Source organism: Agrobacterium sp. ES01, from assembly GCF_050320885.1.
Taxonomy (GTDB): domain Bacteria; phylum Pseudomonadota; class Alphaproteobacteria; order Rhizobiales; family Rhizobiaceae; genus Allorhizobium.
In genome coordinates this window covers 1,281,690-1,306,199 of record NZ_JBNQTH010000001.1, presented here as the reverse complement: position 1 = coordinate 1,306,199, position 24,510 = coordinate 1,281,690, and the positions used below count along the sequence as shown (strand labels likewise).

Sequence of the window (24,510 nt, the reverse complement as noted above, 5' to 3'; positions counted from 1 at the left end):
AGAAGAATTGCCGCACTTGCGAATTGAACGATGCTCCACCATAAAGATCGAAGGGCCAACAGGCCGACCAAACGCCAAGGATGCCGCGCTTGAAAAATGAAAACGGCCGTCCTGCACGGACCTACCGTCTGAACGATACAGCTGTCACGCCAAGGCCACTCGAATGTGCGCTTTATCTCGTGGCAACGCCGATCGGCAATCTGGGCGACATCACGCTTCGGGCGCTGGAGACACTGGCCGCAGCAGATGTTCTTGCCTGCGAGGATACACGTGTCACACGGGTTCTGCTTGACCGCTTCGGCATTACGACCCGGCCCTACGCTTACCACGAGCACAATGCAACAGAGGTCGGACCAAAGCTGATCGAGGCACTGGCATCGGGTAAGTCGGTGGCACTGGTTTCCGACGCGGGCACTCCTCTCGTCTCGGATCCGGGCTACAGACTTGGCCAGCTGGCAATCGAAGCCGGGCTTCGCGTCGTGCCGATCCCCGGAGCGTCGGCGCCGCTTGCGGCCCTCGTCGGTTCCGGTTTGCCGAGTGACGCCTTTCTCTTCGCCGGTTTTCTTCCGCAAAAAGACAAGGCCAAACGGGATCGGCTGACAGAACTGATGGCGGCACCTGCGACATTGATATTCTTCGAGTCTCCTAATCGCATAGGCGCGACGCTTGCAGCCGCGGCCGACGTGTATGGGAGCGAACGTCCCGCAGCAGTCTGTCGCGAACTGACGAAGACTTTCGAGGAATTCCGCCGGGGAACGCTCGCCGAACTCGCCGAATTTTACGGCGGTGACAGGAATGTCAAAGGAGAGGTGGTTCTGGTGATTGGGCCGCCACTGCCGTCTGCACCGCCGAAAGGAGCTGAGGTTGATGCTATTTTGATGCAATTGCTGGCGGAAATGCCGTCAGCCAAGGCAGCATCAGAAGCGGCGCGCCTGACGGGCTTGCCGCGCAAGGAGCTTTATCAGCGTCTGTTGGAGCTGAAAGAGAGATCGGGTGACAAACAATAGGCCGGACCGCAGTCGTAAAAAGGCCGAACGGCGGGGACACTTCGCCGAATATGTTGCCACCCTCTATCTCATTTTGAAGGGCTATCGTGTTCTGGCATTGCGTTACAAGACGCCGCTGGGTGAAATCGACATTGTTGCGCGAAAGGGGGATGTGGCCGTCTTCGTCGAGGTCAAATCGCGCAGATACCCGAGGGCAGCGATCGATGCAGTGACCCCATCAGCCCAGCGTCGGATCCGTGCGGCGAGCGATCTGTGGCTCGCGCGACGTGCCGATGCCAGCGAGCTTTCGCAGCGCTACGACATTATCGCGGTGTTACCACGGACATTGCCAAGGCATTTTATTGACGCCTTCTGAGGTCGGCGAACTGGCGCATATATTCCCCACCGCAATCGCAGGTCTGCATTGTAATATATCTGTCACCAAACTGTTATTGAGGCGTCACGAGACCTCACTATTGCGATCCGCATCCCCAATTCAGGCGGAGAGGATTTTACCATGTTCAAGAAACTTTCGATGGCCGCGCTGGCTGTCAGCTTCACGGCGTCGTCGTCGCTTGCCGCCACCAATATTACCTGGTGGCACGGCATGGGCGGTCGCAACGGCGAAGTCATCAACGAAATCTCGCAGAAGTTCAACGAAGCGCAGAGCGAATGCTCCCTGACTCCGGTATCCAAGGGCACGTACGAAGAAGCGCTTGCTTCGGGGATCGCCGCTTTCCGTTCAGGCGAACAGCCGAACATCCTTCAGGTTTTTGATGCCGGTGCTGCCACCATCATCAACGCCAGGGGCGCGACCATTCCCGCCGAAGATCTGATCAAGAACGCCGGCTATGACTTTAATCGTGACGATTTCATTGAAGGCGTTCGCTACTTCTATGCCGACTCAGACGGCAAGTTCGTTGGCATGCCGTTCAACTCCTCGGCGCCGATCATGTATATCAACGACGAGGCCATCAAGAAGGCTGGTGTCGAAGCGCCCAAGACTTGGGAAGAGTTCGAAGCGATTGCGCCCAAGCTCAAGGAAGCCGGCTATATTCCGCTCGTCCAGTCGCAACTGACCTGGGAGTTCACCGAGAACTTCTTCTCACGTCACAACATTCAGTTTGCGTCGAACAACAACGGTTACGACAGCGTTCAGGATACGACGATCAACGTTACCGATCCGAACCACGTCATGATGTATGAGAAGCTGAAGGCCTGGTACGACGAAGGCTATTTCGCCTATTACGGTGCTGGCTGGTCCGATAACCAGAAGCCTTTCGAAGAAAACAAGGTCGCCTTCTGGATCGGCTCTTCAGGTTCGTTCGGCGGACTGCAGAAAACGGCCCAGATGCCTTTCTCGGCAACTTTCCTTCCTTACTGGAAGTCGATCATTCCTGAAGGTGTACACACCTTTATCGGTGGTGCTGCACTGTTTGCCATGTCCGGCAAGTCCGATGCTGAAAACAAGTGCACTGCGTCCTTCTTCCACTTCCTGACTTCGCCTGAGATCCAGAAGTTCTACCATCAGGCGACTGGCTACGTGGCGATCACCAAGGAAGCCTACGCGCTTGCCAAGTCGGAAGGCTACTACAAGGAAAAGCCTGCCGCTGAAGTTGGTATCGAGCAGCTTTCCCTGCCGGGCGGCGATTGGGACAAGGGCTATCGCCTTGGCTTCTACCCGCAGATCCGCTCTGTGATGGAACGCGAATACAACCGCATCTTCTCTGGCGAAACCACACCGAAGGACGCCATGGAAACCATCAAGAAGGAAGGCGACGAATTGCTCGCACGCTTCGCCAAGACCGCTGGCTGATTGCCACAGTCTCGAATTGAACAGGGTTCCGGGGGTGCTGCACCCCCGGGCTTTTCAGTAAAAAAGGGTTCCTAATGAAGCGCGTGCAGTTCAACTCGCCGGTTCTCCCCTACCTGTTTCTGTTGCCGCAGATGCTGGTCGTGATCATCTTCTTCTATTGGCCGTCGGTGCAGGCGATCCAGTCCTCCTTCTATATCGAGGACCCTTTCGGCTTCGGTTCCACCTTCGTTGGAGCTGCGAACTACACGGATGCTCTTCTGTCCGTGGAGTACCAGAAAATTGCGCGCTTCACGCTCGTCTTCACCATCCTTGTGACGTTTCTTTCTTTGTCGATCGGGCTGCTGCTTGCCGTAAAGGCCGATGCCGTCATTCGCGGCAACGCAACGTATAAAACCTTGCTCATCTGCGTTTATGCGATTGCGCCGCCAGTGGCAGGATTGATCGGCATGATGTTTTTCGACCAGCATATCGGTCCGTTTGTCCAGATGGCCTCGTATCTCGGCTGGGACATGAAGGTCGGTATCAACTATTTCGATACCGCATTTGCAATGGTCACCGTCGCTGTCTGGAAACAGATCCCGTACAATTTCATCTTCGTGCTTTCCGGATTGCAGGGCATTCCGGCCTCCATTCGCGAGGCGGCAGCCATTGACTGTCGTTCAAGCAGTCGGCGCTTCTGGACCGTCATTCTGCCGCTTTTGACGCCAACTGCTTTCTTCCTTCTGATCATCAATATTACCTATGCGTTGTTCGACACCTTCTCGGTCATCGACGTCATGGTGAAGGACAAGGCAGCCAACAATCCGATTACGCTGGTCTACAAGGTCTTCCTTGATGGCTTCCGCGGCAACGATCTCGGCTCCTCATCGGCGCAGTCGGTGATTCTGATGGTGGTCGTCTTTGTCCTCACCATCGTCCAATTCCGCTTCATCGAGCGGCGCGTTCATTACGGTTGAGGACTGACAAGATGTACAAGACCAAATTCTGGGACCATCTCGTTCTCATGGTGGGTGTGGTGTTCATGCTGACCCCGGTCGTGGTGGCGTTCATGACCTCCACGCATGAAGCCGCCGATATCCACATGAAAGGACTGATGCTCACCTGGGGCGGACACTTCACCGATACCTATGAGGCAGTTCTCACCAAAAAAGGCGGTTTTACCGGTCAGGTGACCGGCGCTCGGATGGTGCTCAACTCGCTCATTCTGGGGCTCGGCTTCGCCATCGGCAAGATCGTTCTGTCCATGTTGGCGGCCTATGCGATCGTCTATTTTCGCTTTCGCTTCGCGACACTGGCCTTCTGGATGATCTTCACCACGCTGTTGCTTCCTTTGGAAGTGCGCATCGTCCCATCCTACCAAGTGGCAAGCCAACTTGGCATGCTCAACAGTTATTCCGGCTTGATCGTGCCGCTGCTGGCATCGGCGACCGGCACCTTCTTCTTTCGGCAATTCTTCAAGTCTGTCCCGGATGAATTGCTCGAGGCTGCACGGATCGACGGCGCAGGTCCCTTCAAATTCTTCATCGATATCTTGCTGCCGATATCGCGTACGATGATCGCGGCAGTGTTCATCATCATGTTCGTCTATGGATGGAACCAGTATCTCTGGCCGTTGCTGGTGACGACCGATGAGACCTATTACACGTTGATGCGGGGCATCAAGCAGATCCTGCAGGTATGGATCGGTTCCCAGATTCCCGACTACAATGAAGCCTTCGCGCTCGCCGTGCTGGCACTTCTGCCCCCATTGTTGATTGTCGTCGTCTTCCAGAGTTGGTTCATCAAGGGCCTGACCGAAAGCGACAAATAAGAGGTAAGCGTCCCATGGCGTCGATTGCAATTGAACACGTTTCGAAGATCTATGATGGCGGCGTCCGCGCCGTAAAATCGGTCGACATCGATATCGTCGATGGAGAGTTTATCGTCCTTGTCGGCCCGTCCGGCTGCGGCAAGTCAACTTTGTTGCGAATGGTTGCCGGACTTGAAGACATATCCGAGGGCACGGTTCGCATCGGCGACCGCGTGGTCAACCAAGTGGAACCTGCCGACCGCGACATCGCCATGGTGTTTCAGAACTACGCGCTCTATCCGCATATGACAGTCTATGACAATCTCGCCTATGGCCTGAAAAACCGGAAAACACCCAAGGACGAGATCGCAGCCCGGGTTGCCGAGGCAGCGCGCATGTTGGAGCTTGAGCCCTATCTCAAGCGTAAGCCGAGAGCACTTTCAGGCGGGCAGCGCCAGCGCGTTGCAATGGGTCGAGCCATCGTGCGCAAGCCGGCGGCCTTTCTCTTCGATGAGCCGCTCTCCAATCTCGACGCCAAACTTCGCGTGTCCATGCGCGGCGAAATTCGTCGTCTCCAGCGCCGTCTCGCAACCACTGCGATCTATGTAACCCACGACCAGCTGGAGGCCATGACACTGGCCGACCGTCTGGTCGTTTTGAACGGTGGTGCAATCGAGCAGATTGGAACCCCGCTGGAGGTTTATCACCAGCCAGCATCCACTTTTGTCGCAAGCTTCATCGGTTCGCCGGCCATGAACCTTTTGAATGGTACGGTCGAAGGGTCTCATCTTAGCATAGGCTCTTCGCAGATCGAACTCGGTGCCACGATCAGCGAGGCTGGACCAGTGACGATCGGTATTCGCGGAGAGGATCTGTCGATTGCGACCGACCCGGAGCATGCCATGCTGAGGCTGGAAGTGGATTACGTGGAGGAACTTGGTGCGCAGCGTCTCGTTCATGGACTGCTGGGCGATCAAGCCCTGACGGCTGTACTGCCGACCGAAGTCACCATATCGGGCCGGATGCCTCTTGCCGTTACCGTCGACCGGTTGCATTTCTTCAACGCCGATACGGGCAAGCGGATCGCGACACCGTTTCAGCGTTCCGTGACAGCGGAGCTGGGGCAGGTGGAGATCAATGCACCGGCAGAAGTTCTGTAAATATCCCAAACGCCCGCCCGATCCCTAACGCTTTCGATGGTTACAAGTCTAACAATCCGCTGAACATGTATTTTACCGGGTAATGATAGCGTCGAAGGATCAGAACGTCTTTCGAGGGGGCAGGTATCATGCCGATCAAACTTCTTATTGCCGGGTTGGCCGGGACCATGGCAATCCGCAATGGCTATCGGCAGGCGCCGGTCGCACCGCCGCTTGTGGCCGCAAGCAGCGGGCTTCTGGCGTTGGAAGCGGCACCAATCAAGCCCGAGTGGATCATTCGCGGCACACCTGTCGCGCGGCTTGCCCATCATTCTTCCAGCGATGACGGGGGCGGTATGACAGCTGTTTGGGACTGCACAGCAGGCGAGTTTCGCTGGTTTTTCGGTTGGGATGAGACGGTCGTCATCCAGGAGGGCGAAGTTCATGTTACAGCCGAAGATGGCACGCAGCGTCTCTTGAGGGCCGGTGACATTGCCTATTTCCGTGGGGGAACCTGGGCCGTATGGCGTGTCGATAACTATGTACGAAAGATAGCATTTCTGCGTCGGCCTTTGCCTTTTCCGCTTGCAATTGCGCGTAAAATAAAGGCCGCGATACGCCCCTCTAAACAGCCAGGCATTGACGCGTGACCATGATCGATCTGCGGGCCGGCTAATTCACGTCCGGGCCGTTGCCTTTGCAGTTGGCTCGCCCTAAATCAGGGTGGGTTTCAATGAGGTTCTGGCAATGGCAAAAATTACATCCGTCGCGGTTCAGATGGACCACGTCTCTGGCATCAATATCGCCGGCGATTCTACATTCGCCATGAGCCTTGAGGCGCAGAACCGCGGCTACAAGCTTTTTCACTACACACCAGATCGCCTGGCCATGCGCGATGGCAAGGTTTTTGCGGTTGTAGAGCCGATGGAACTGCGCGACGAGAAGGGCAATCATTTCACGCTTGGTCAGCCCGAGCGGATCGATCTGTCGACTATGGATGTGGTTCTGCTGCGTCAGGATCCGCCCTTCGACATGGCCTATATCACCTCCACCCATTTGCTGGAGCGTATCCATCCGAAGACACTGGTGGTGAATGATCCGGCCTGGGTTCGCAATTCGCCAGAGAAGATCTTCGTTACCGAGTTTGCCGATCTGATGCCGCCGACGCTCATTACCAAGGACGGTGATGAGATTGCGCGTTTTCGTCAGGAAATGGGCGATATCATATTGAAGCCGCTCTACGGCAATGGCGGAGCCGGCGTTTTCCATTCCAGCAAGGATGACCGCAACTTTACCTCGCTACTGGAAATGTTCGGCCAGATGTACCGCGAACCCTATATAGCGCAGGCCTATCTGCCCGCGGTACGCAAGGGTGACAAGCGCATCATTCTGATTGACGGCGAACCGGTTGGCGCCATCAATCGTGTGCCTGCCGAAACAGACAGCCGTTCCAACATGCATGTCGGTGGACGTGCAGAAGCAACCGAACTGACTGCACGGGAAATGGAAATCTGCGCACGCATCGGGCCGGCGCTGCGCGAACGCGGATTCATTCTGGTCGGCATCGATGTGATCGGCGACTATATGACCGAGATCAACGTCACCTCTCCAACTGGAATTCGAGAAGTGAAAAACTTCGGAGGCGCTGACATTGCCGCCTTGATGTGGGATGCGATCGAGAAGAAGCGCGCCTAGGTTATCCGAGACTCCTTCTCTCTGGACACGTTTTGTTCTTGTCGCTCAACCGCTTACAACCCAAATGCTCGCTTGGGTTTAAGTTGTTCGCTAAATGTTCTTGTTTTCCGCGGGAAATGATGTCACCTTGCAACCTGTTGTCCGCGAAAGATGTATTTCGTGGTCCTCTCCGGGTGGATTGGGGCAGGCAATGGTTGCACGTGTCAGTACAGTTGCATTTCAGGGAGTCGATGGCGTTCCGGTCGATGTTCAGGTCATGGTGGCGCCTGGAAAGGTCGGCATGCAGATCGTCGGACTGCCCGACAAGGCAGTGGCGGAGAGCCGAGAACGGGTACAGGCGGCACTCCACGCCTCTGGCCTTTCACTGCCGGCAAAGCGCGTAACGGTCAATCTCGCGCCAGCGGATTTGCCCAAAGAGGGTTCTCATTTCGACTTGCCGATTGCACTTGGTCTTATGGCGGCACTCGGTGCCATTCCAGCGGACGCCCTGCAGGATTATGTCGTGATCGGGGAGTTGAATCTGGACGGCACCATTGCTCTGGTCGCCGGTGCACTTCCTGCGGCAGTCGCCGCCAACGCCATGGGCAAGGGACTGATCTGCCCTGCCGATAGCGGGTCGGAAGCTGCTTGGGCCGGCGCCGATATCGACATCTTGGCACCCAGAAGCCTGATTGCGCTCGCCAATCATTTTCGTGGCACACAGGTGCTGAGCAGGCCCGAGCCGGTCGTACGCGCTTTGCCAAAAAACGTGCCGGATCTGGCAGATATAAAGGGGCAGGAAAGTGCCAAACGTGCGCTTGAGGTCGCGGCCGCAGGAGGCCACAACCTCTTGATGGTCGGCCCACCAGGGTCCGGAAAATCCATGCTCGCGGCACGCCTGCCTTCAATTTTGCCGCCACTGTCCGCGGCAGAACTGCTGGAAGTCTCGATGATCCACTCGATCGCAGGTCAGTTGTCAGGCGGCAAGCTATCGGACACCCGGCCTTTCCGGACGCCTCATCATTCGGCGACCATGGCAGCGCTGGTTGGAGGCGGTTTACGGGCCAAACCAGGCGAGGCATCGATTGCCCATCACGGCATTCTCTTTCTCGACGAACTCCCGGAATTCTCGCCCCAGGTGCTGGATGCCCTGCGCCAGCCGCTGGAAACGGGAGACTGTATCATCGCCCGGGCCAACCACAGGGTCACTTATCCCGCGCGCTTCCAGCTCGTGGCTGCCATGAATCCATGTCGTTGCGGTATGGCTGGCGAGCCGGGTCACAGCTGTGCGCGCGGTCCGCGCTGCGCCTCTGACTATCAGGCCCGTATTTCCGGCCCGCTCATGGACCGCATCGATATCCGTATTGATGTCCCATCCGTGTCTGCAACGGACCTTATAAGGCCGCGACCGGCTGAGGCCAGCGCAGAGATCGCAAGGCGTGTAGCCACTGCGCGGGAAAGGCAGAGAATACGCTTCGAAGAGGCCGGCATGCCCGACATCTACCTCAATGCAAGGGCTTCCACTTCCCTCATCGAAAAACTGGCAGAACCTGATCCCGGCGGCCTGCAATTACTGAGAGATGCAGCCGAGAAATTCCGGTTTTCCGCAAGGGGTTACCATCGGGTATTGAAGGTTGCCAGAACGCTTGCCGATCTCGATGGGTCGGACAAGTTGGGCCGCATCCACTTGGCCGAAGCGATATCCTACCGTATTCCGGCCGAACGGCAGATGGCCGCTGCGTGACGTCGCGCGCAGCGGCCAGTTGATAGATTTCGTCAATCATTCAATTGGGGCGAGCGGCCTCATTCACCAAGGCCGTCGAACAGTGACGTCGACAGGTAGCGTTCGGCAAAGGATGGAATGATAACCACAATTGTCTTGCCGGCGTTCTCCTCGCGGCTACCGATCTTGACCGCGGCCTCCAGGGCTGCACCTGACGAAATGCCGACAGGTACACCTTCCAGACGTGCAACCAGACGGGCATTGGCAAAGGCTTCGTCGTTGCTCACGGTGACAACTTCGTCGTAGATCGATGTGTCGAGGATCTTGGGTGCAAAGCCGGCGCCGATACCCTGGATCTTGTGTGGACCGGGATTGCCGCCTGAGAGAACCGGACTGTCTGCAGGCTCAACTGCGATAACTTTGATGGAAGGCTTTCTCTCCTTCAGTACCTGGCCGGTGCCGGTAATCGTGCCGCCGGTGCCAATACCCGCCACCAGAATGTCGATCGCGCCGTCGGTATCGTTCCAGATCTCTTCGGCAGTAGTCTTCCGGTGGATTTCCGGATTGGCGGCATTTTCGAACTGCTGAGGAATGAGGGCATTCGGCGCGGATGCAGCAAGTTCTTCTGCCTTGGCAATCGCGCCTTTCATACCCTTCGGACCCTCGGTCAGAACCAGCTCTGCCCCAAGAAGCGCCAGCATCTTGCGGCGCTCGATCGACATGGTTTCGGGCATGGTCAGGATCAGCTTGTAGCCTTTGGCGGCAGCGGCAAAGGCAAGCGCGATGCCGGTATTCCCGGATGTCGGTTCGATCAGAGTGGTCTTGCCAGGTGTGATTTTTCCTTGAGCTTCCAGCGACTCGATCATGGCGACACCGATACGGTCCTTCACGGACGCAATCGGGTTGAAGAATTCCAGCTTGGCCAGCAGATTGGCTTTAACGCCCTTAGCCTTGGCGAATTTGTCGAGCCGCACAATCGGCGTATCGCCGATAGTTTCCGTGATCGAGGCATAGACGCGTCCGCGTCCCGGTTTCTTTGCATCGGCCATTGTGGTGCTCCCTTTGAATATTGTCGTTGCTTAAAAGATAGGATCAACAGGCACAAATCGCCAGCATGCAATCACTAAGTCCTCAACTGGCGAGGAAAAAAACGCATGTCCTGACGACGCAAGGCAGATCTTTATTCCGCTGACTCAAAAATCGGCCATAGGTGTAAGGCGGAACGCCCTCTTTGGTCGATGTTCAATTGGGCCGCGCATCATCAAAACGAGATCGTCATCGTCTTGACGTATGTCGACGTTTTCAACGCCGATCTTGTCGGGAGGAAAGCCGATACGGATGCACTTTTCGTCCCAACTCAGTGATTGCGCAATATCGGCCAGCGATGGGATGCAGGGTCCGATAATATCAAGAAGTTCAGTCTCGCCATCGGTTGTCTTGCGCCATCCGATGATAACCCCACTTCTTTCCATCAAGGTCAAGTGAACGCCGGTGATGAGATGACAGTTCAGGAAAAACATGCGCGAATGGCAGCACACTGAAAAGCGCGAAGAAACCGGAATGCGCTGGTCCAGATGGCGGCTCAACAGATCAACATCGTCTGGTATCGCGAGATCGAGCATTCGTGTCTGCTCACGAGAACCATCGCCAGGGACCGAAGCTTTGAAGATGTGTTGGGGCAGCACTTCGAATTCGTAGGGCGTATAGAGTGTTGGTTTGTCCGTCAGCAGGACCAAGCTCTCAAAGCCTGCCTCCTCACATCGCTCAAACATTCGCTGAATCAGGCTCCGGAAAAGGCCTCTTCCCCTGTATTCAGGTAGCACCGCGCCACTTTGCCAACCGCCACAGCGTCTGACCTGCCCGTCAATCATCATTGGCAGTGAAAACGCGCTGAGATTGGCGACAACTCTGCCATATTCATCGAACCAGGCGCATGCAATGCTGCTGCGGTCATGGCCGCCATAAAGATCGATCGGGTTGATCTCGACCTCGAAGACGTCACGAAGCAACTGTTTGACCGACTGCCAGCCAGCGGCATCAGCGAAATAGTCTTCTCGGTAAACGAGTCCGGGTCGAGCTGGGGGTAACGTCATGCCGTTCCCGTCGATCCGAAGCCGCCATGTCCGCGTGTCGTTTCACTTGCAGACGATGTCTCGGCAACACGTGCTTGCACCACCGGCGCGATCACCATCTGCGCAATTCGCATGCCGCGATTGATCACGAAGGGATCATGGCCCAGATTGATGAGCAGCACCTTCACCTCTCCGCGATAGTCGCTGTCTATGGTGCCCGGAGTATTGAGGCAGGTTATACCGTTCTTGTAGGCGAGGCCGGACCGCGGACGGATCTGGGCTTCAAATCCATGTGGCACCTCAAACACAAAGCCCGTTGGAATAAGCGCGCGCTGACCGGGGTCGAGAACGACAGCATCGTCTTCACTGACAGCTGCACGCAGGTCCATGCCAGCGGCGCCCGCCGTCTCATAGGCTGGCAATTCCATGCCGTCACCGTGGGGGAGGCGAACGAGATTGAGCAAGGGTCCGAGAACGTCGCGCATGGCATTTTCCTTCCTGGCGGGAGTTGCGTGTCTCCAATTGCATATTCGCCCTCAAGTCGCTAGATAACCGCCCAACGAATAAGGATTTTCAGCTCATGGCCGAAACACTTGCCGAGGCGGTCTCTCGTCGCCGAACCTTTGCGATCATCGCGCACCCGGATGCGGGTAAGACAACGCTCACCGAAAAGCTGTTGCTGTTCGGTGGTGCGATCCAGCTCGCCGGCGAAGTTAAGGCAAAGAAAGACCGGATTCAGACCCGTTCGGACTGGATGAAGATCGAGCGCGAGCGCGGCATTTCGGTTGTCACCTCCGTGATGACCTTCGAATACGGCGGCAATGTCTTCAACATTCTTGACACACCCGGCCATGAAGATTTCGCAGACGATACCTATCGCACCCTGACCGCTGTCGATGCAGCGGTCATGGTGATCGATGCTGCAAAGGGTATCGAGTCTCGCACGCTGAAGCTCTTTGAAGTGTGCCGGATGCGCGATATTCCGATCATCACCTTCGTCAACAAGATGGACCGTGAAAGCCGCGATCCGTTTGAAATTCTGGACGAAGTGGAAGAAAAGCTGGCGCTGGATACCGCTCCGGTCACCTGGCCTGTTGGCCGCTCGAAGTCGTTTTGCGGTTCCTATCATCTGACCAACAACACCTATCGCGGCCCAGACTCACAGGTCCAGGCAACACCGGTCAACGGACCTCAAACTGTCGCGGTAAATTTGCCACAGAACGAGCGCGAGAGCTTTATCGAGGAGCTGGAACTCGCCCGTGAAGCCTGCCGTCCGTTCGACCGGCAGTCTTTCCTCGAAGGGCATATGACGCCGGTCTTCTTCGGTTCGGCGCTTCGCAATTATGGTGTGCGCGACCTCATCAACGCGCTTGGCGCACTTGCCCCGCCCCCGCGCGACCAGGTGGCGGATATTCGTACCGTCCATGCAAGCGAAGACAAGATGACGGCCTTCGTCTTCAAGATACAGGCCAATATGGACCCGAACCACCGCGACCGTATTGCCTTTGCACGTGTCTGTTCTGGCAAGCTGGAGCGCGGCATGAAGGCAAAGCTTGCCCGTACCGGCAAGCAGCTTGGCCTGACCGCGCCGCAGTTCTTCTTCGCGTCCCAGCGTCAGCTTGCCGACACGGCCTATGCCGGCGATGTCGTTGGCATTCCGAACCACGGAACACTGCGTATCGGCGACACACTGACAGAGGGCGAAGCGCTCGTCTTTCAGGGCGTGCCCAATTTTGCCCCGGAGATCCTGCGTCGCGTTCGCCTGGAGGATGCCATGAAGGCCAAAAAGCTCAAGGAAGCCTTGCAGCAGATGGCGGAAGAGGGCGTGGTTCAGTTGTTTCAGCCGGAGGACGGTTCACCCGCCATCGTCGGGGTTGTTGGAGCGCTGCAGCTTGACGTCTTGAAGGAGCGCCTTCAAGGGGAATATGGCCTGCCGGTCTCGTTCGAGATGGCGCGTTTCTCTGTCTGCCGATGGATTTCAGCCGATCAGAACGCCGATCTGGAAAAGTTCATCACCGCACGTCGCGGCGATATCTGCCGGGACCTAGATGGCGATCCAGTCTTCATGGCGCAGGATACGTTCTCGCTTCGCTATGAATCCGAACGCCATCCTGCGATCAAGATGGTCGAGATCAAGGAATATCACGTCGCAAAGGCGGCGTGATTACCGCCTGACCAATCGCAGTCGGCCATCCTCGTCTGTCGTAGCCGAGATTTCGCGATAGTCGACGATCGATGGCTCGCCAAGGGTGTGCTCGTGCTGATGCGTCGAGGTGATGACCATCACATCCGCGCCCGCTGCCTTGCCCGCCTGAACGCCGGCCGGCACATCTTCAAACACAAGGCAGCGGCTGGGGTCGAAGCCGAGCCGGGACGCGCCCAGGCGGTACCCGCTCGGATCTGGCTTGCCCACCGTTACATCCTCTGCGGTCACGCTGCCTGACGGTAGTGTCAGTCCGACCGCGCCCAGACGGGCCTTTGCCAGATTGACGGGTGACGATGTCACGATGGTCCACCGCGACGGCGGCAGCGACGATAGGAACGCTGCGGCACCTTCGATCGTGACCACGCCCTCGACATCCTCGATTTCCCCGCGTTCGACGTCAGCTGCCTCTGCCAACGGATCCACTCCCGGCAGGGCAAGTCCGCGGATTGTGTCGATGCCGCGCTTGCCGTGCATGGTCGGCAGAAAAGCTTCCACATCCAGACCATGCTTTTCTGCCCAACGGCTCCACACACGCTCGGCGGCCAGAATCGAGTTAATCAAGGTTCCGTCTAGATCAAACAGAAAGGCGTCGTAACCGGTTGCAAAGACGTCATTGGTGTTCTGAGGCATTGAGGGACTTTCAGATGGAAGCGGTCTGCGCGGATGTGGCAGGGTGGGGAACGGATTCGGTAGGCAAGGTAATCTCTCGAGGCGGGCTGTCCAACAGGCCCGCCGGAAATATTTCAGGAGGCAAAGTTGGAGCGCCAGCATCAGGGCCGAAGGCTGTTTGCTACATCCCAGCGCGCCTCAGCTTCGCGCGTGACACAGCGTAGGCTTTGTCGTTAAACTGAGGTCTGGAGAGACAGGGGCGTTCGTTGCAAGACGGGCTGAGAGGTACCCTTGGAACCTGAACCAGATAATGCTGGCGGAGGGAGTCGCTCGGGATCGTCCGATTGGATCGCTTTCTGATCAAGATCTCCCGCGTCTTCGCCCGGTTGAAAGGGACGAGATGAAGTACAGCGCAAATTCGAGATCATGTTTCACCGGTGGTGGGGGGATGAACGCATGATCCGAAACGTCCTTTCCATTGCAGGATCTGATCCATCCGGCGGGGCGGGCATCCAGGCAGACCTGAAGGCCTTTTCCGCTTTGGGCGCCTACGGAATGGCAGCGCTCACCGCATTGACCGCGCAAAACACGCAAGGGGTGTCTGCGGTTTATCCGCTGCCGCATGCCTTTGTTGCCGAGCAGATCCGCATGATCTTTGCCGATATTCGCGTGGATGCCATTAAGATCGGCATGATCGCCAATGCAGATATTGCGAAGGCTGTGGCGGAGGCATTGCAGCGCCATCGATCTGTCCCGGTCGTCCTCGATCCGGTCATGATCGCCAAGGGTGGCGCACCGCTTCTCAAACCGGATGCCGTCGCAGTCTTGAAAAGCGCACTCCTGCCACTTGCAACCTGCCTCACACCAAATCTGCCAGAGGCTGCCGTTCTGCTCGGTTTAGCGGAAGCTGCGACTAGAGAGCAGATGGAAGGTCAAGCGCGCCAGATATTGACGCTTGGACCAAAGGCAGTTCTGTTGAAAGGCGGACATTTGGAAGGCAAGGACAGTCCGGACGTTCTGGTGACGAGCGACATAACCCACTGGTTCGAAGCAAACCGCATCGATACGCCCAACACCCATGGAACCGGTTGTTCTCTATCCAGTGCTATTTCAGCCGAACTTGCAAAGGGTGTGGACGTCCTCACTGCCATTTCCACTGCCAAGATCTGGCTGACGGGGGCTGTTCTGGCTGCCGGTCAGTTGGCGGTTGGAGCAGGTCACGGCCCGGTCCATCACTTTCACGAGCTGTGGCGCCAAAGCTGACCTCCAAGGGCAGGCAGTCCGTTGCCTCGCGTCAATCTTCCTGATCTTCGGGAAGGTCACTGATGTCAGGCAACCAGGTTGCTGCGGACCGGCACCACATCTGTTCGCGAGGAAACAGTTGTGAGCGTTGGTTGATGCTTCCCCAGCGAATTCCGCGCTCACCGGTTTCATCTTCGCCTGTGGTAAAGAGCGGCGATCCGCATTCGGGGCAGAAAAACTGCTTTCGCACATTCCCGTTGTCGCCATGCTTTATATAGAGCTTTGGTGCCGAACCGGTCAGGCGAACGGTATTTGAGGCGGTGATAACCGTGACGCGGAACGGCGACCCGGTCAGCCTTTGGCAGTCTGTGCAATGGCAGATATAGACTTCGGCCGGATCGATCTCTGCCTCATAGGTCACCTTGCCGCAATGGCACTGCCCGTCAATCCGCATTGTCCGCTCCCTCGTTGGTTCAAGACAACATCGCAATCCGGGCAAAGGTCTGCCACCTGAAAATGCCGAATTTTTCATCCCGCACTTTCGAGTGGTTCAGGTCGCGCCGTTAGTGATCGGCCTTGATGAATGTTCCGTTTTGCAGTTCCTGCATCGCCAGCATCAATTCTTCACGTGTGTTCATCACGATCGGGCCATGCCAGGCGACCGGTTCTTTGATCGGTTTACCCGACACCAGCAGGAAGCGGATGCCTTGGTCACCTGCCTGAACCGTAATTTCATCGCCCGTGTCGAAGACGACCAGTGTACGATTGCCGGAGAGGTCGCGGATATTGAGTTCTTCGCCCTCGAACTCCTTCTCCACCCGCACGCCGAACGGCTTCGAGGCATCCCGAAAAGTGCCGGAACCCGCAAAGATATAAGCAAATGCCGAGCGGTAGGTATCAACTGGAAACGTCTTGCGCTTGCCCGGCGGCACCGAGATATCGAGATACACAGGCTCGGCAGCGATACCGTCCACGGGTCCGGATTTACCCCAGAAGCTGCCGGAGACCACCCGCACTGCCGTGCCATCGTCGTCGACGACGACCGGAATGTCTGCGGCCTTGATGTCCTGATAGCGCGGTGCCGTCATCTTCAGTGAAGACGGCAGGTTGGCCCATAGCTGGAAGCCATGCATCTTGCCGGCGAAATCGCCCTTCGGCATTTCCTGGTGCATGATGCCGCTACCGGCTGTCATCCACTGAATGTCTCCGGCACCGAGCATGCCTTGATTGCCAAGACTGTCGCCATGCTCAACGGTGCCTGCCAAGACATAGGTAATCGTTTCGATACCCCGATGCGGGTGCCAGGGAAAGCCGCGAATATAATCCTGCGGATTGTCGTTGCGAAAATCATCCATCATCAAGAAGGGGTCAGTCATCGACGGATCGCCGAAGCCAAAGACCCGATTCAGTTTGACACCGGCGCCTTCCATGGTGGGCTGGGCTTGGCTTTCGTGTTTGACAGGTCGAATGGACATCCGTGGCTCCTTTCGAGCAAAAACTGAGTTGCAGTCAATATAGTCGAAACAGCCGTGACGCGAAGAGGGTGGGCCAGAACGCACTGTTCACCTTTTTGCTGCCGTATCTCCGTTCGATTTGGCGAGACCGGCAAAATTCTTTCAATGAAAAATGGGCGGATTAAGATAATCTTAGCCAAGAATGCCAACACTGTCTGGACCGCCGCATGCGGATGCGGCTGGCCGGAGAACAAAAGACATGTGCCGTTGGGCAGCCTATCGCGGAGCGCCTCTCTATCTTGAAGAGCTTGTCAGCTCGCCTGCTCATTCCCTGATTGAACAATCCCATTGTGCCACGAAGGCCATGACCTCGACCAATGCGGATGGTTTCGGCATCGCCTGGTATGGTGATCGTCCTGAACCGGGCCGTTTTCGCGATGTGCTGCCGGCATGGTCTGACTGCAATCTGAAAAGTCTTGCCGGGCAAATCCGGTCACCGCTCTTTCTTGCCCATGTGCGGGCTGCAACCCATGGTTCGACACGCCGTGACAATTGTCATCCCTTCGTGCACGACTCCTGGTCTTTCATGCACAATGGTCAGATCGACCATTTTGACAAACTGCGTCGCTCCATGGAAGCCATGCTCGACGATGATTTGTTTAATGCGCGCTGTGGTTCGACTGATTCCGAACTTCTGTTTCTGTTGGCTCTCCAGCTGGGCATGCGCGAACAACCCTTGCAGGCCATGGCCAATGCAATTGGTTTTGTCGAACAGCTGAGCAATGAGATCTTGGGCTCAGCGCGCGTGCGCTTCACGGCCGCCTTCTCAGATGGAAAGGCCTTGTATGGGGTCCGCTACGCGAGCGATGCCAACGCGCCGACGCTGTTCGCCGCACCCATGGGCGGCGGCTACTGCCTTGTGTCAGAGCCGCTGAACGACGAGAAAGACACCTGGGTCGAAATTCCGGAATGCAGCGCTGTGGTCGTCACCGACAACGGGCTTGACGCTGCGGAGTTCAAGCCGGCGGTGGCGCAGTCGCACGCAGTTGAGGCTGCGGAATAAGCGACCGATACACATGAATGCATTCGGTGTCTTGGATACTGCTTTGCTAGGACTTTGCCTTCAGCCTGTCCGCGATCTCCTGAGCAAGCTTGGCGGCGACCTCGTCCTTTGATAAATCGGGCCATTCGCTGATGCCAGATGCCTCAATGATCTTTACGCGATTGCGCAGGCCGCCCATGATGCCGGTCTCGGGCGAAACATCATTGGCAACAATGATATCGGCACCCTTGCGCTCAAGTTTGGCGCGACCATTGATTTCCACATCCTGCGTCTCCGCCGCAAACCCGACAACCATACTGGGGCGCAACGTGTGGTGTCCGACGGTTTTCAGGATGTCGGGGTTTTCCGTAAGCTCAAGCGGTTGCGGTGCTTCGCCCGGCTTTTTCTTGATTTTCTGGCGATCCATGGAGGCCACTCGCCAATCGGCGACGGCAGCAACCATTACGGCGATATCGGCAGGCAAAAGCCCAAGCACCGCATCGCGCATTTCTTCCGCGCGCTCTACGTGCATAACGGATACACCGGCCGGATCAGGAATCGTCACAGGCCCGGATACCAGGGTTACATCCGCCCCGAGTTTCGCAAGAGCCGCCGCAATCGCATGGCCTTGCCGACCAGATGAGCGGTTGGCGATATAGCGCACCGGGTCAATCGGCTCATGGGTGGGACCGGAAGTGACAATGGCTTTCTTGCCGGTAAGAGGGCGCTCCATGGGCGCAAGCAGCCCTTCGACCGCCGTGACAATGGCGAGCGGTTCTGCCATCCGGCCTGTGCCGGACTCTCCGCTCTCTGCCATTTCACCTTGCATCGGACCGATGAAGTGAAAACCGTCGTTGTGGAGCGTCTCGACATTGCGTCTGGTTGCCGGATGGTTCCACATTTTCGGGTTCATCGCAGGTGCAACCAGCACGGGCCTATCAGCGGCCAGAAGAATTGCCGATGCCAGATCTCCGGCAAGCCCGTTTGCCATCTTGGCCATCAGATCAGCCGTCGCCGGGGCCACGACAATCAAGTCGCAGTCCCGCGCCAGCCGGATATGGCCGACATCCTGCTCATCTTCGCGGGAAAACAGATCGGTGAAGACATGGCCCGAAGAAAGAGCTCCCACAGCCAGAGGAGTGACGAATTCTTGCGCAGCCTTGGTCATCACGGGTCGAACCTCGGCACCGCGTTCACGCAGCCTGCGAATAAGGTCGAGGCTTTTGTATGCCGCGATCCCGCCGGCTATGATCAAAAGAATTCGCTTGTTTTCCAAGACCATCGCTATTTTCAGCCTTCTATGTATCCGGCGGCGACCCTAGCGCAAAAGCCATTGCGCTGGAAAGCGCCATTGCTTCTCACATATGCGACGGCAGAAAAAGAACAATGGCGGGAAAGGCAAGCAGGATGGCAATGCGAACGAAATCGATGGCCACAAAGGGTATGAGACCGGAAAAGATCGTCTTCAGGCGGACATTGCGCACCACTGATCGCAAGACGAAGGCGTTCATGCCCACCGGCGGTGTGATGTAACTGATCTCGGTCACCACGACGATGAAGATGCCGAACCAGATCAGATCAAACCCGGCTGCGGCAACCACCGGATAGAAAATCGGCACAGTCAGCGTGATCATCGACAAGCCTTCAAGCATGCAGCCGAGCACAATATAGATGGCAAGGATTGTGAGGATGATCGCTGTCGGGCTGTCACCGAATATGGTCAGCCCCGTTTGAAGGTCTTGGGTCATGCCGGACAGGTTCACGTAGCTGGTGAATGTCAGCGCGCCGAACAGGATGAAGAACATCATGGCCGTGTTCTTCGCCGTCTCAAACAGCGTTCCCAGCGCATCGGTCAGCTTGAAGCGTCCGCTCAGAACGGCCAGCAAGAAGGCACCGGCGGCTCCCATGCCGGCCGATTCCGTCGGCGTGAACACACCAAAGTAGATGCCGCCCATGACAAAGGCGAACAGGATCAGGGCGCCAAGTGTCCCGCGCAACGCCCGCAGTCGCTCGACAAGTGGCAGCTTCTCCTGAACGGGAAGGTCAATGCCCCGTAAGCGGACAGAAATCGCAACCGCGATCATATAGCCGATCACCCCGAGGATGCCCGGAATGAGGCCGGCAAGAAACAGCTTGCCAATGTCCTGCTGGGTCATGATGCCATAGAACACCAGAATGACGGATGGCGGTATGAGGATGCCAAGTGTCCCGCCGGCTGCGATCGAGGCCGTTGAGAGACTATCCGGATAGCCGAAACGCCGCATGGATGGCAGCGCGATTTTCGACATGGTGGCCGCTGTTGCAAGCGATGATCCGCAAACGGAAGAAAAGCCGCCGCAGGCAATCACAGTTGCCATGGCCAAGCCACCTTTGCGGTGTCTCAGCCACGCATTGGCCGAGCGATAAAGATCCTCGGCAATTCCCGACTGAACGACAAAATTGCCCATCATCAGGAACAGCGGCAGTACGGAGAGTGAGTATTCCCGGCTGTTGTCGAAGAAGGTTTGTCCAAGGAGCGAGAGTGCCGGCTGAAGACCGATGATCGACATTGTTCCGAGTGTCCCGACGATTGCCAGAGCAAAGGATATAGGCATGCCAACCAGCATCAGGACGAGAAGAAGAAGGCTGCCGATCGGCCAGGTCATGAGGATCTCGAGAAATTTCGCCCGCTAGCGTTTGCTTGACAGGACTTGGGAAAGGGTAATGAGAGCCGCGACTGCAGTGGCCGTTGCACAGAGATAGGCGATCGGCGCAACAGGCAAGTGCAAGCTCACCGTGCGTTCGCCATAGTTCGCCATGGCCTGACCCTGCGCCAGTAAGCGCCAGGCGATCACTGCAAGAGCGCCTGATGATAGCATGCTTATGGCCGCACGCCGTATCGGCTGGAACCAGGAGGGCATGCGGTCAACAAGAAGATCGACCGTGACATGCTCGTCGTCGAGACAGACCGCTGGCAGACCGATGAAGATGACAGAAGAAAGCAGCAATGCGGTAATTTCCGTTGCACCGCTCAACGGGCTATTGAACGCATAGCGTCCAATGACGTCGGCAACGGTGACCAGCATCATGATCATCAGCAATACCCCACTGACGATCGCAAGCAGCATTCTGACGGGCGACAGCCTGAGAGCCGTCGCCGTTTCCTGTCCGCCTGCCTGTTCCGGGGTCATTCGCCTTTTTCTGCCTTGGCGATCTCGGCCTTCAAGGCGTCGACGGCGGCTGTTACATCGATGCCGGTTTCAGCTGCCTCAGCGAGCTTTGCGTCGATGATCGGCTGGAGGTCGGCTTTGATTGCCGTCATCTGCTCCTGAGACGCGTCAATAAGCTTGATCTTGCCCTCCATCGCAGTCTTGCCGTCGGCATCGGCCTTATCCCAGGCCTTGCCGGCCATGCGGGCCAGTGCCTCACCGGAAACGCTGTCGATAGCCGTCTTGTCCTCGTCAGAAAGCGCATCCCACTTCGCCTTGTTCATGACGACGAAGAACGAGGTGTTGTAGAGACCGCCGCGTACCACGAGTGCCTGGTCGAGCATCGGGATCAGCTTGAAAAAAGCGACAGATTCGAACGGGAACGTAATGCCGTCGGCCACGCCGCTCGAAAGCAGTTCGTAGGTCTTGGAGGAAGGGCCTTCCACCGGCACGGCGCCGAGGCCCTTGACCAGTTCGCCAACAATGCCGCCGCCGACACGCAGCTTGGCGCCATCTACGCCATCCATGGTCGAAAGATCACGGCCCTTGGCGAAGATTTCGCCCGGTCCGTGGGTGAAGACGGCCAGAACCTTGACTTGATCATATTCTCCAGCCTTGCGCAGCATCTTGTCGAATACGCGCCAGTAGCCGACGGAGTTTGCTTCCGCGCTGTCGCCCAGGAACGGGATTTCAGTCAGGTTGGTGGTCTTGAAACGGCCGGGGTTATAGCCCTGCACACCATAGGTGATATCGGCGACGCCATTGACGGCAAAATCAAAATGCGCAGCCGGCGGGCCAAGCGGAGCCGGCAGCACGTTGATAGTCACGCGACCGTCGGTGGCTTCCTTCACGGCCTCGGCATAGGGCACCATCACATCCTTCATCAGCGGGTGCGACGGTGGAAGCCAGTTTGCCATGTTCAATACGGTTTCGGCACGTGCGACCGACATGGAGGCGAGGCTTGAGCCGAAGGCGATGGCAAGCGGAAGGATGAACTTCGAAAGCTTCATAAAATACTCCAGGAGGTGGCCGACAGCCGAACCAGATTTTGAGAGGGCGATCGGAAATCGACCGTCAGGAACGTGTGAAGACGGGGACGTCGTCAAATGAATATGTGGCACAATATGCGTATTTTCCGCCACCAAGGTCAAGGCGGGGCAGGCGCATCAATGCATGGATGAGAGGAGGCTGAACGCAATGGCCATCAGTGAAAGGGCGATCACCCAAAGAGCAATGCGTCCTGACCGTGTGTGACGCGCTTCCGCCTTGCCGATCGCTTCTGCCGTCGAGGCGTCAAAGCGCAGACCGTTTTCGCTCATATTCATCAGCGAGGTGTGAAGCTTCTCCGTCTGGGCAGCGATTTCAGGAGCGGCTTCCGCCAGTCTAAGCGCGGCCTTCAGGCCGTCCTGAACATCAACGAGTAGTCGCTTCGGACCGAGATTGTCCTTGATCCAGCCGCTCACAACGGGTTCGGACGCCTTCCACATGTTGAACTGCGGATTGAGGATGCGCGAAACGCCCTCGACCACGACCATGGTCTTTTGCAGCATCACGAGTTCTGGCCGCGTTTCCATCTCGAACAGCTCTGTCACCTCGAACAGAAGTGTCAGCAGCTTGCCCATGGAGATCGTTTCTGCAGGCTGGCCATGGATCGGTTCGCCGATTGCGCGAATCGCCTGGGCAAAACTCGCCATATTATGATGGGATGGAACATATCCGGCTTCGAAATGCACTTCTGCCACGCGCATATAGTCGCGGGTTATGAAGCCGTAGAGAATCTCGGCGAGAAAACGCCGTTCCTTTTTGCCAAGGCGTCCGGTTATGCCAAGGTCGACGGCAACGATCATGCCGGCAGGATCGACGAACAAATTGCCCGGATGCATGTCGGCGTGGAAAAACCCGTCCCGCAACGTGTGGCGCAGGAACGACTGGATCAGCGTGTCAGCAAGCGCGTTGAGATCGTGACCAGCGTCCCGCAGACCGTCCACATTCGACATCTTGACGCCGTCGATCCATTCCATCGTCACGACGTCGCGACCGGTGCGCTCCCAGTCGACGGTTGGAACCCTGAAGCCCGGATCGTTGCGGGTATTTTCGGCCAGTTCGGACAGCGCCGCAGCTTCCAGCCGCAGGTCCATTTCGATCTTCGTCGTCTGCTCCAGCGTCTGGGTTACTTCAACCGGACGCAGTCGCCGGCTGAGCGGCAGGAAACGCTCTTGCAGATGTGCAACGAGATACATTGCCTCCAGATCGTCGGCGAAACGTTTGCGCACACCGGGACGGATAACCTTGATTGCAACCTTCTGCGGTCCGTCATCGCGCATGACTGCGCCCGCATGAACCTGGGCTATCGAGGCTGCTGCGAGCGGTTCCTGGAAATCGGTGTAAAGGGCTGAAATCGGCCTCCCGAGAGAGGCTTCAATGGAAGTCTTGGCCTCGGATGTGGGAAAAAACGCCATGCGATCCTGCAGGCCGGCCAGATCTTCGGCCATGTCGGCACCGACAACATCGGGTCGTGTAGCCAGAAACTGTCCGATCTTCACATAGGAAGGCCCAAGCCGCTCCACAGCTTTTGCCAACCGGTCCGATCGTTCGCGGCTCTTGACCTTGCGTCGGGCAAAAACCCCGGCCACTGCCTTTGCGAAGCGCACCTTGCCTGGAAGATCTTCAGACGGAAGCTCGGCAATGACGCCTTCGCGCATCAACACCCAGCCTACCCGAACAAGACGGAAATATGCGCCAACAGTGCTCATGAATGTCAGAGCTTCCAGGCGGAGTGCAAGGCGGCGATGCCACCGCTGTAATTCGTATAGGTGACGCGCGAAAAACCGGCTTCGCTGATCATCTTGGCAAAGTCCCCCTGATTGGGAAACTTGCGGATCGATTCCACCAAATACTGATAGGGTTCACTATCTCCGGTAATTGCTTTGCCGAAGCGCGGTATCGCGTTGAACGACCACTGGTCATAGACGCGGTCGAGCAATGGCATCTCCACTTCGGAAAATTCCAGCACCAACAGACGGCCGCCACGCTTCAAGACCCGAAAGGCCTCCTGCAATGCCACATCGATGCGCGGCACGTTCCGGATGCCGAATGCGATCGTATAGGCATCGAAACTATTGGCCTCGAACGGGAGGCTTTCGGCATTGGCCTCTACGAACGTCAGATTGTCGGAGAGTTTTCTTTGTACCGCACGCTCCTCGCCAACCGCCAGCATGGAGCCATTGATGTCGAGCACAGTGCAGTGCGCCTTGCGGTCTGATGCCTCAACGATGCGAAAGGCGATGTCGCCTGTTCCGCCGGCAACATCCAGCGCCTTGAACGATGCATCCTTGCGTGGGTTGAGCGCCGCGATCATGGCATTCTTCCACACCCGGTGCAGTCCTGCCGACATCACGTCATTCATGATGTCGTAGCGCTTGGCCACCTTATGGAAGACGTCATTGACCAGTCCCTGCTTTTCGCCTTCGGTGACGTCGCGGAAGCCGTAAGAGGTTTCCATGCCGCCGTCTGCGGAAATACGGCTCTTCGCCATGCGGTCTGCTCCATTCAATTCTGGTCGAAAGACCA

24 protein-coding genes and 1 riboswitch are annotated in these 24,510 nt (G+C 57.1%); of the genes, 12 read left to right on the top strand and 12 right to left on the bottom strand.

All coding sequences use genetic code 11. The annotated features are described in order from the left end of the window. Positions 1 to 89: 89 nt before the first annotated feature. The 9 genes from rsmI to ACQQ2Q_RS06375 all read left to right on the top strand — a co-directional run bounded on the left by rsmI (position 90) and on the right by ACQQ2Q_RS06375 (position 9,148). On the top strand, positions 90 to 1,007 hold the full coding sequence (gene rsmI / locus ACQQ2Q_RS06415) for a 16S rRNA (cytidine(1402)-2'-O)-methyltransferase (RefSeq protein WP_428186182.1): 918 nt from the start codon (positions 90 to 92) through the stop codon (positions 1,005 to 1,007). Further along, positions 994 to 1,362 carry a YraN family protein gene (locus ACQQ2Q_RS06410; RefSeq protein WP_428186181.1) on the top strand — a complete coding sequence of 123 codons (369 nt, stop codon included), beginning with the start codon at positions 994 to 996 and terminating at the stop codon, positions 1,360 to 1,362. Before rsmI ends, ACQQ2Q_RS06410 begins: the two co-directional genes overlap by 14 nt. A gap of 141 nt (positions 1,363 to 1,503) precedes the next feature. After that, positions 1,504 to 2,802 carry an extracellular solute-binding protein gene (locus ACQQ2Q_RS06405; RefSeq protein WP_428186180.1) on the top strand — a complete coding sequence of 433 codons (1,299 nt, stop codon included), beginning with the start codon at positions 1,504 to 1,506 and terminating at the stop codon, positions 2,800 to 2,802. Positions 2,803 to 2,876: 74 nt separating this feature from the next. Beyond that, positions 2,877 to 3,758, top strand: a complete 882-nt coding sequence (locus ACQQ2Q_RS06400) for an ABC transporter permease subunit (protein WP_428186179.1) — start codon at positions 2,877 to 2,879, stop codon at positions 3,756 to 3,758. 11 nt (positions 3,759 to 3,769) lie between these two features. Beyond that, a complete protein-coding gene (gene ugpE / locus ACQQ2Q_RS06395) occupies positions 3,770 to 4,612 on the top strand; it encodes a sn-glycerol-3-phosphate ABC transporter permease UgpE (protein WP_428186178.1) in 843 nt (280 codons plus the stop codon). A 14-nt stretch (positions 4,613 to 4,626) separates the two neighbouring features. Then, positions 4,627 to 5,751 carry a sn-glycerol-3-phosphate import ATP-binding protein UgpC gene (locus tag ACQQ2Q_RS06390; protein WP_428186177.1) on the top strand — a complete coding sequence of 375 codons (1,125 nt, stop codon included), beginning with the start codon at positions 4,627 to 4,629 and terminating at the stop codon, positions 5,749 to 5,751. A gap of 128 nt (positions 5,752 to 5,879) precedes the next feature. After that, positions 5,880 to 6,380: a cupin domain-containing protein gene (locus tag ACQQ2Q_RS06385; protein WP_428186176.1), complete on the top strand. Its 501-nt coding sequence runs from the start codon at positions 5,880 to 5,882 to the stop codon at positions 6,378 to 6,380. A 97-nt stretch (positions 6,381 to 6,477) separates the two neighbouring features. After that, the gene (gene gshB / locus ACQQ2Q_RS06380; protein ID WP_428186175.1) at positions 6,478 to 7,425 is read left to right on the top strand and encodes a glutathione synthase; all 948 of its coding nucleotides are present in this window, start codon (positions 6,478 to 6,480) and stop codon (positions 7,423 to 7,425) included. A gap of 190 nt (positions 7,426 to 7,615) precedes the next feature. Then, positions 7,616 to 9,148, top strand: coding sequence for a YifB family Mg chelatase-like AAA ATPase (locus tag ACQQ2Q_RS06375; protein WP_428186174.1), 1,533 nt, complete (start codon positions 7,616 to 7,618; stop codon positions 9,146 to 9,148). 59 nt (positions 9,149 to 9,207) lie between these two features. On the opposite strand, the gene cysK is transcribed toward ACQQ2Q_RS06375, so the two are convergent. The 3 genes from cysK to dut all read right to left on the bottom strand — a co-directional run bounded on the left by cysK (position 9,208) and on the right by dut (position 11,684). Then, positions 9,208 to 10,176, bottom strand: a complete 969-nt coding sequence (gene cysK / locus ACQQ2Q_RS06370; protein ID WP_428186173.1) for a cysteine synthase A — start codon at positions 10,174 to 10,176, stop codon at positions 9,208 to 9,210. A gap of 144 nt (positions 10,177 to 10,320) precedes the next feature. Further along, positions 10,321 to 11,220, bottom strand: a complete 900-nt coding sequence (locus ACQQ2Q_RS06365) for a GNAT family N-acetyltransferase (protein ID WP_428186172.1) — start codon at positions 11,218 to 11,220, stop codon at positions 10,321 to 10,323. After that, the gene (dut, locus tag ACQQ2Q_RS06360) at positions 11,217 to 11,684 is read right to left on the bottom strand and encodes a dUTP diphosphatase (RefSeq protein ID WP_428186171.1); all 468 of its coding nucleotides are present in this window, start codon (positions 11,682 to 11,684) and stop codon (positions 11,217 to 11,219) included. Before dut ends, ACQQ2Q_RS06365 begins: the two co-directional genes overlap by 4 nt. A gap of 95 nt (positions 11,685 to 11,779) precedes the next feature. Between dut and ACQQ2Q_RS06355 the strand changes: the two genes are divergently transcribed. Then, a complete protein-coding gene (locus ACQQ2Q_RS06355; protein WP_428186170.1) occupies positions 11,780 to 13,363 on the top strand; it encodes a peptide chain release factor 3 in 1,584 nt (527 codons plus the stop codon). Here ACQQ2Q_RS06355 and ACQQ2Q_RS06350 read toward each other — a convergent pair whose 3' ends face one another. After that, complete coding sequence (locus ACQQ2Q_RS06350) at positions 13,364 to 14,035, bottom strand: HAD-IA family hydrolase (RefSeq protein ID WP_428186169.1); 672 nt, start codon at positions 14,033 to 14,035, stop codon at positions 13,364 to 13,366. A gap of 224 nt (positions 14,036 to 14,259) precedes the next feature. After that, a riboswitch (TPP riboswitch) is annotated at positions 14,260 to 14,356 on the top strand. A 114-nt stretch (positions 14,357 to 14,470) separates the two neighbouring features. Between ACQQ2Q_RS06350 and thiD the strand changes: the two genes are divergently transcribed. Beyond that, entirely contained in the window at positions 14,471 to 15,277 is an 807-nt protein-coding gene (gene thiD / locus ACQQ2Q_RS06345; protein WP_428186168.1) for a bifunctional hydroxymethylpyrimidine kinase/phosphomethylpyrimidine kinase, read from the top strand. A gap of 31 nt (positions 15,278 to 15,308) precedes the next feature. Here thiD and ACQQ2Q_RS06340 read toward each other — a convergent pair whose 3' ends face one another. Then, positions 15,309 to 15,710, bottom strand: coding sequence for a GFA family protein (locus tag ACQQ2Q_RS06340; protein WP_428186167.1), 402 nt, complete (start codon positions 15,708 to 15,710; stop codon positions 15,309 to 15,311). Positions 15,711 to 15,819: 109 nt separating this feature from the next. After that, on the bottom strand, positions 15,820 to 16,731 hold the full coding sequence (locus tag ACQQ2Q_RS06335; RefSeq protein WP_428186166.1) for a pirin family protein: 912 nt from the start codon (positions 16,729 to 16,731) through the stop codon (positions 15,820 to 15,822). 238 nt (positions 16,732 to 16,969) lie between these two features. Between ACQQ2Q_RS06335 and ACQQ2Q_RS06330 the strand changes: the two genes are divergently transcribed. Continuing rightward, positions 16,970 to 17,773 (top strand): class II glutamine amidotransferase, encoded by an 804-nt coding sequence (locus ACQQ2Q_RS06330; protein WP_428186165.1) that lies wholly within the window; start codon positions 16,970 to 16,972, stop codon positions 17,771 to 17,773. 46 nt (positions 17,774 to 17,819) lie between these two features. Here ACQQ2Q_RS06330 and coaBC read toward each other — a convergent pair whose 3' ends face one another. The 6 genes from coaBC to ubiE form a co-directional block, all read right to left on the bottom strand. After that, a complete protein-coding gene (gene coaBC / locus ACQQ2Q_RS06325) occupies positions 17,820 to 19,034 on the bottom strand; it encodes a bifunctional phosphopantothenoylcysteine decarboxylase/phosphopantothenate--cysteine ligase CoaBC (protein ID WP_428186164.1) in 1,215 nt (404 codons plus the stop codon). A gap of 76 nt (positions 19,035 to 19,110) precedes the next feature. Further along, positions 19,111 to 20,397 (bottom strand): TRAP transporter large permease, encoded by a 1,287-nt coding sequence (locus ACQQ2Q_RS06320; RefSeq protein ID WP_428186163.1) that lies wholly within the window; start codon positions 20,395 to 20,397, stop codon positions 19,111 to 19,113. 24 nt (positions 20,398 to 20,421) lie between these two features. Further along, positions 20,422 to 20,922 carry a TRAP transporter small permease gene (locus ACQQ2Q_RS06315; RefSeq protein WP_428186162.1) on the bottom strand — a complete coding sequence of 167 codons (501 nt, stop codon included), beginning with the start codon at positions 20,920 to 20,922 and terminating at the stop codon, positions 20,422 to 20,424. Further along, on the bottom strand, positions 20,919 to 21,950 hold the full coding sequence (locus ACQQ2Q_RS06310) for a TRAP transporter substrate-binding protein (RefSeq protein ID WP_428186161.1): 1,032 nt from the start codon (positions 21,948 to 21,950) through the stop codon (positions 20,919 to 20,921). Before ACQQ2Q_RS06310 ends, ACQQ2Q_RS06315 begins: the two co-directional genes overlap by 4 nt. Before the next feature lie 156 nt (positions 21,951 to 22,106). Next, complete coding sequence (gene ubiB, locus ACQQ2Q_RS06305) at positions 22,107 to 23,693, bottom strand: 2-polyprenylphenol 6-hydroxylase (protein WP_428186160.1); 1,587 nt, start codon at positions 23,691 to 23,693, stop codon at positions 22,107 to 22,109. Between the two features lie 5 nt (positions 23,694 to 23,698). Beyond that, positions 23,699 to 24,475, bottom strand: coding sequence for a bifunctional demethylmenaquinone methyltransferase/2-methoxy-6-polyprenyl-1,4-benzoquinol methylase UbiE (gene ubiE / locus ACQQ2Q_RS06300; RefSeq protein ID WP_428186159.1), 777 nt, complete (start codon positions 24,473 to 24,475; stop codon positions 23,699 to 23,701). Positions 24,476 to 24,510 lie beyond the last annotated feature (35 nt).

Excerpts from the sequence above, each read along its gene's own strand:
- ACQQ2Q_RS06355 (WP_428186170.1), top strand. The coding sequence starts at position 11,780 with ATGGCCGAAACACTTGCCGAGGCGGTCTCTCGTCGCCGAACCTTTGCG.
- ACQQ2Q_RS06350 (WP_428186169.1), bottom strand. The coding sequence starts at position 14,035 with ATGCCTCAGAACACCAATGACGTCTTTGCAACCGGTTACGACGCCTTT.
- ACQQ2Q_RS06390 (WP_428186177.1), top strand. The coding sequence starts at position 4,627 with ATGGCGTCGATTGCAATTGAACACGTTTCGAAGATCTATGATGGCGGC.
- ugpE (WP_428186178.1), top strand. The coding sequence starts at position 3,770 with ATGTACAAGACCAAATTCTGGGACCATCTCGTTCTCATGGTGGGTGTG.
- ACQQ2Q_RS06340 (WP_428186167.1), bottom strand. The coding sequence starts at position 15,710 with ATGCGGATTGACGGGCAGTGCCATTGCGGCAAGGTGACCTATGAGGCA.
- ubiB (WP_428186160.1), bottom strand. The coding sequence starts at position 23,693 with ATGAGCACTGTTGGCGCATATTTCCGTCTTGTTCGGGTAGGCTGGGTG.
- ACQQ2Q_RS06310 (WP_428186161.1), bottom strand. The coding sequence starts at position 21,950 with ATGAAGCTTTCGAAGTTCATCCTTCCGCTTGCCATCGCCTTCGGCTCA.
- dut (WP_428186171.1), bottom strand. The coding sequence starts at position 11,684 with ATGCGCGACGTTCTCGGACCCTTGCTCAATCTCGTTCGCCTCCCCCAC.
- gshB (WP_428186175.1), top strand. The coding sequence starts at position 6,478 with ATGGCAAAAATTACATCCGTCGCGGTTCAGATGGACCACGTCTCTGGC.
- ACQQ2Q_RS06335 (WP_428186166.1), bottom strand. The coding sequence starts at position 16,731 with ATGTCCATTCGACCTGTCAAACACGAAAGCCAAGCCCAGCCCACCATG.
- ubiE (WP_428186159.1), bottom strand. The coding sequence starts at position 24,475 with ATGGCGAAGAGCCGTATTTCCGCAGACGGCGGCATGGAAACCTCTTAC.
- ACQQ2Q_RS06385 (WP_428186176.1), top strand. The coding sequence starts at position 5,880 with ATGCCGATCAAACTTCTTATTGCCGGGTTGGCCGGGACCATGGCAATC.
- ACQQ2Q_RS06320 (WP_428186163.1), bottom strand. The coding sequence starts at position 20,397 with ATGACCTGGCCGATCGGCAGCCTTCTTCTTCTCGTCCTGATGCTGGTT.
- coaBC (WP_428186164.1), bottom strand. The coding sequence starts at position 19,034 with ATGGTCTTGGAAAACAAGCGAATTCTTTTGATCATAGCCGGCGGGATC.
- thiD (WP_428186168.1), top strand. The coding sequence starts at position 14,471 with ATGATCCGAAACGTCCTTTCCATTGCAGGATCTGATCCATCCGGCGGG.
- ACQQ2Q_RS06375 (WP_428186174.1), top strand. The coding sequence starts at position 7,616 with ATGGTTGCACGTGTCAGTACAGTTGCATTTCAGGGAGTCGATGGCGTT.
- ACQQ2Q_RS06315 (WP_428186162.1), bottom strand. The coding sequence starts at position 20,922 with ATGACCCCGGAACAGGCAGGCGGACAGGAAACGGCGACGGCTCTCAGG.
- ACQQ2Q_RS06400 (WP_428186179.1), top strand. The coding sequence starts at position 2,877 with ATGAAGCGCGTGCAGTTCAACTCGCCGGTTCTCCCCTACCTGTTTCTG.
- ACQQ2Q_RS06330 (WP_428186165.1), top strand. The coding sequence starts at position 16,970 with ATGTGCCGTTGGGCAGCCTATCGCGGAGCGCCTCTCTATCTTGAAGAG.
- cysK (WP_428186173.1), bottom strand. The coding sequence starts at position 10,176 with ATGGCCGATGCAAAGAAACCGGGACGCGGACGCGTCTATGCCTCGATC.
- ACQQ2Q_RS06405 (WP_428186180.1), top strand. The coding sequence starts at position 1,504 with ATGTTCAAGAAACTTTCGATGGCCGCGCTGGCTGTCAGCTTCACGGCG.
- ACQQ2Q_RS06365 (WP_428186172.1), bottom strand. The coding sequence starts at position 11,220 with ATGACGTTACCCCCAGCTCGACCCGGACTCGTTTACCGAGAAGACTAT.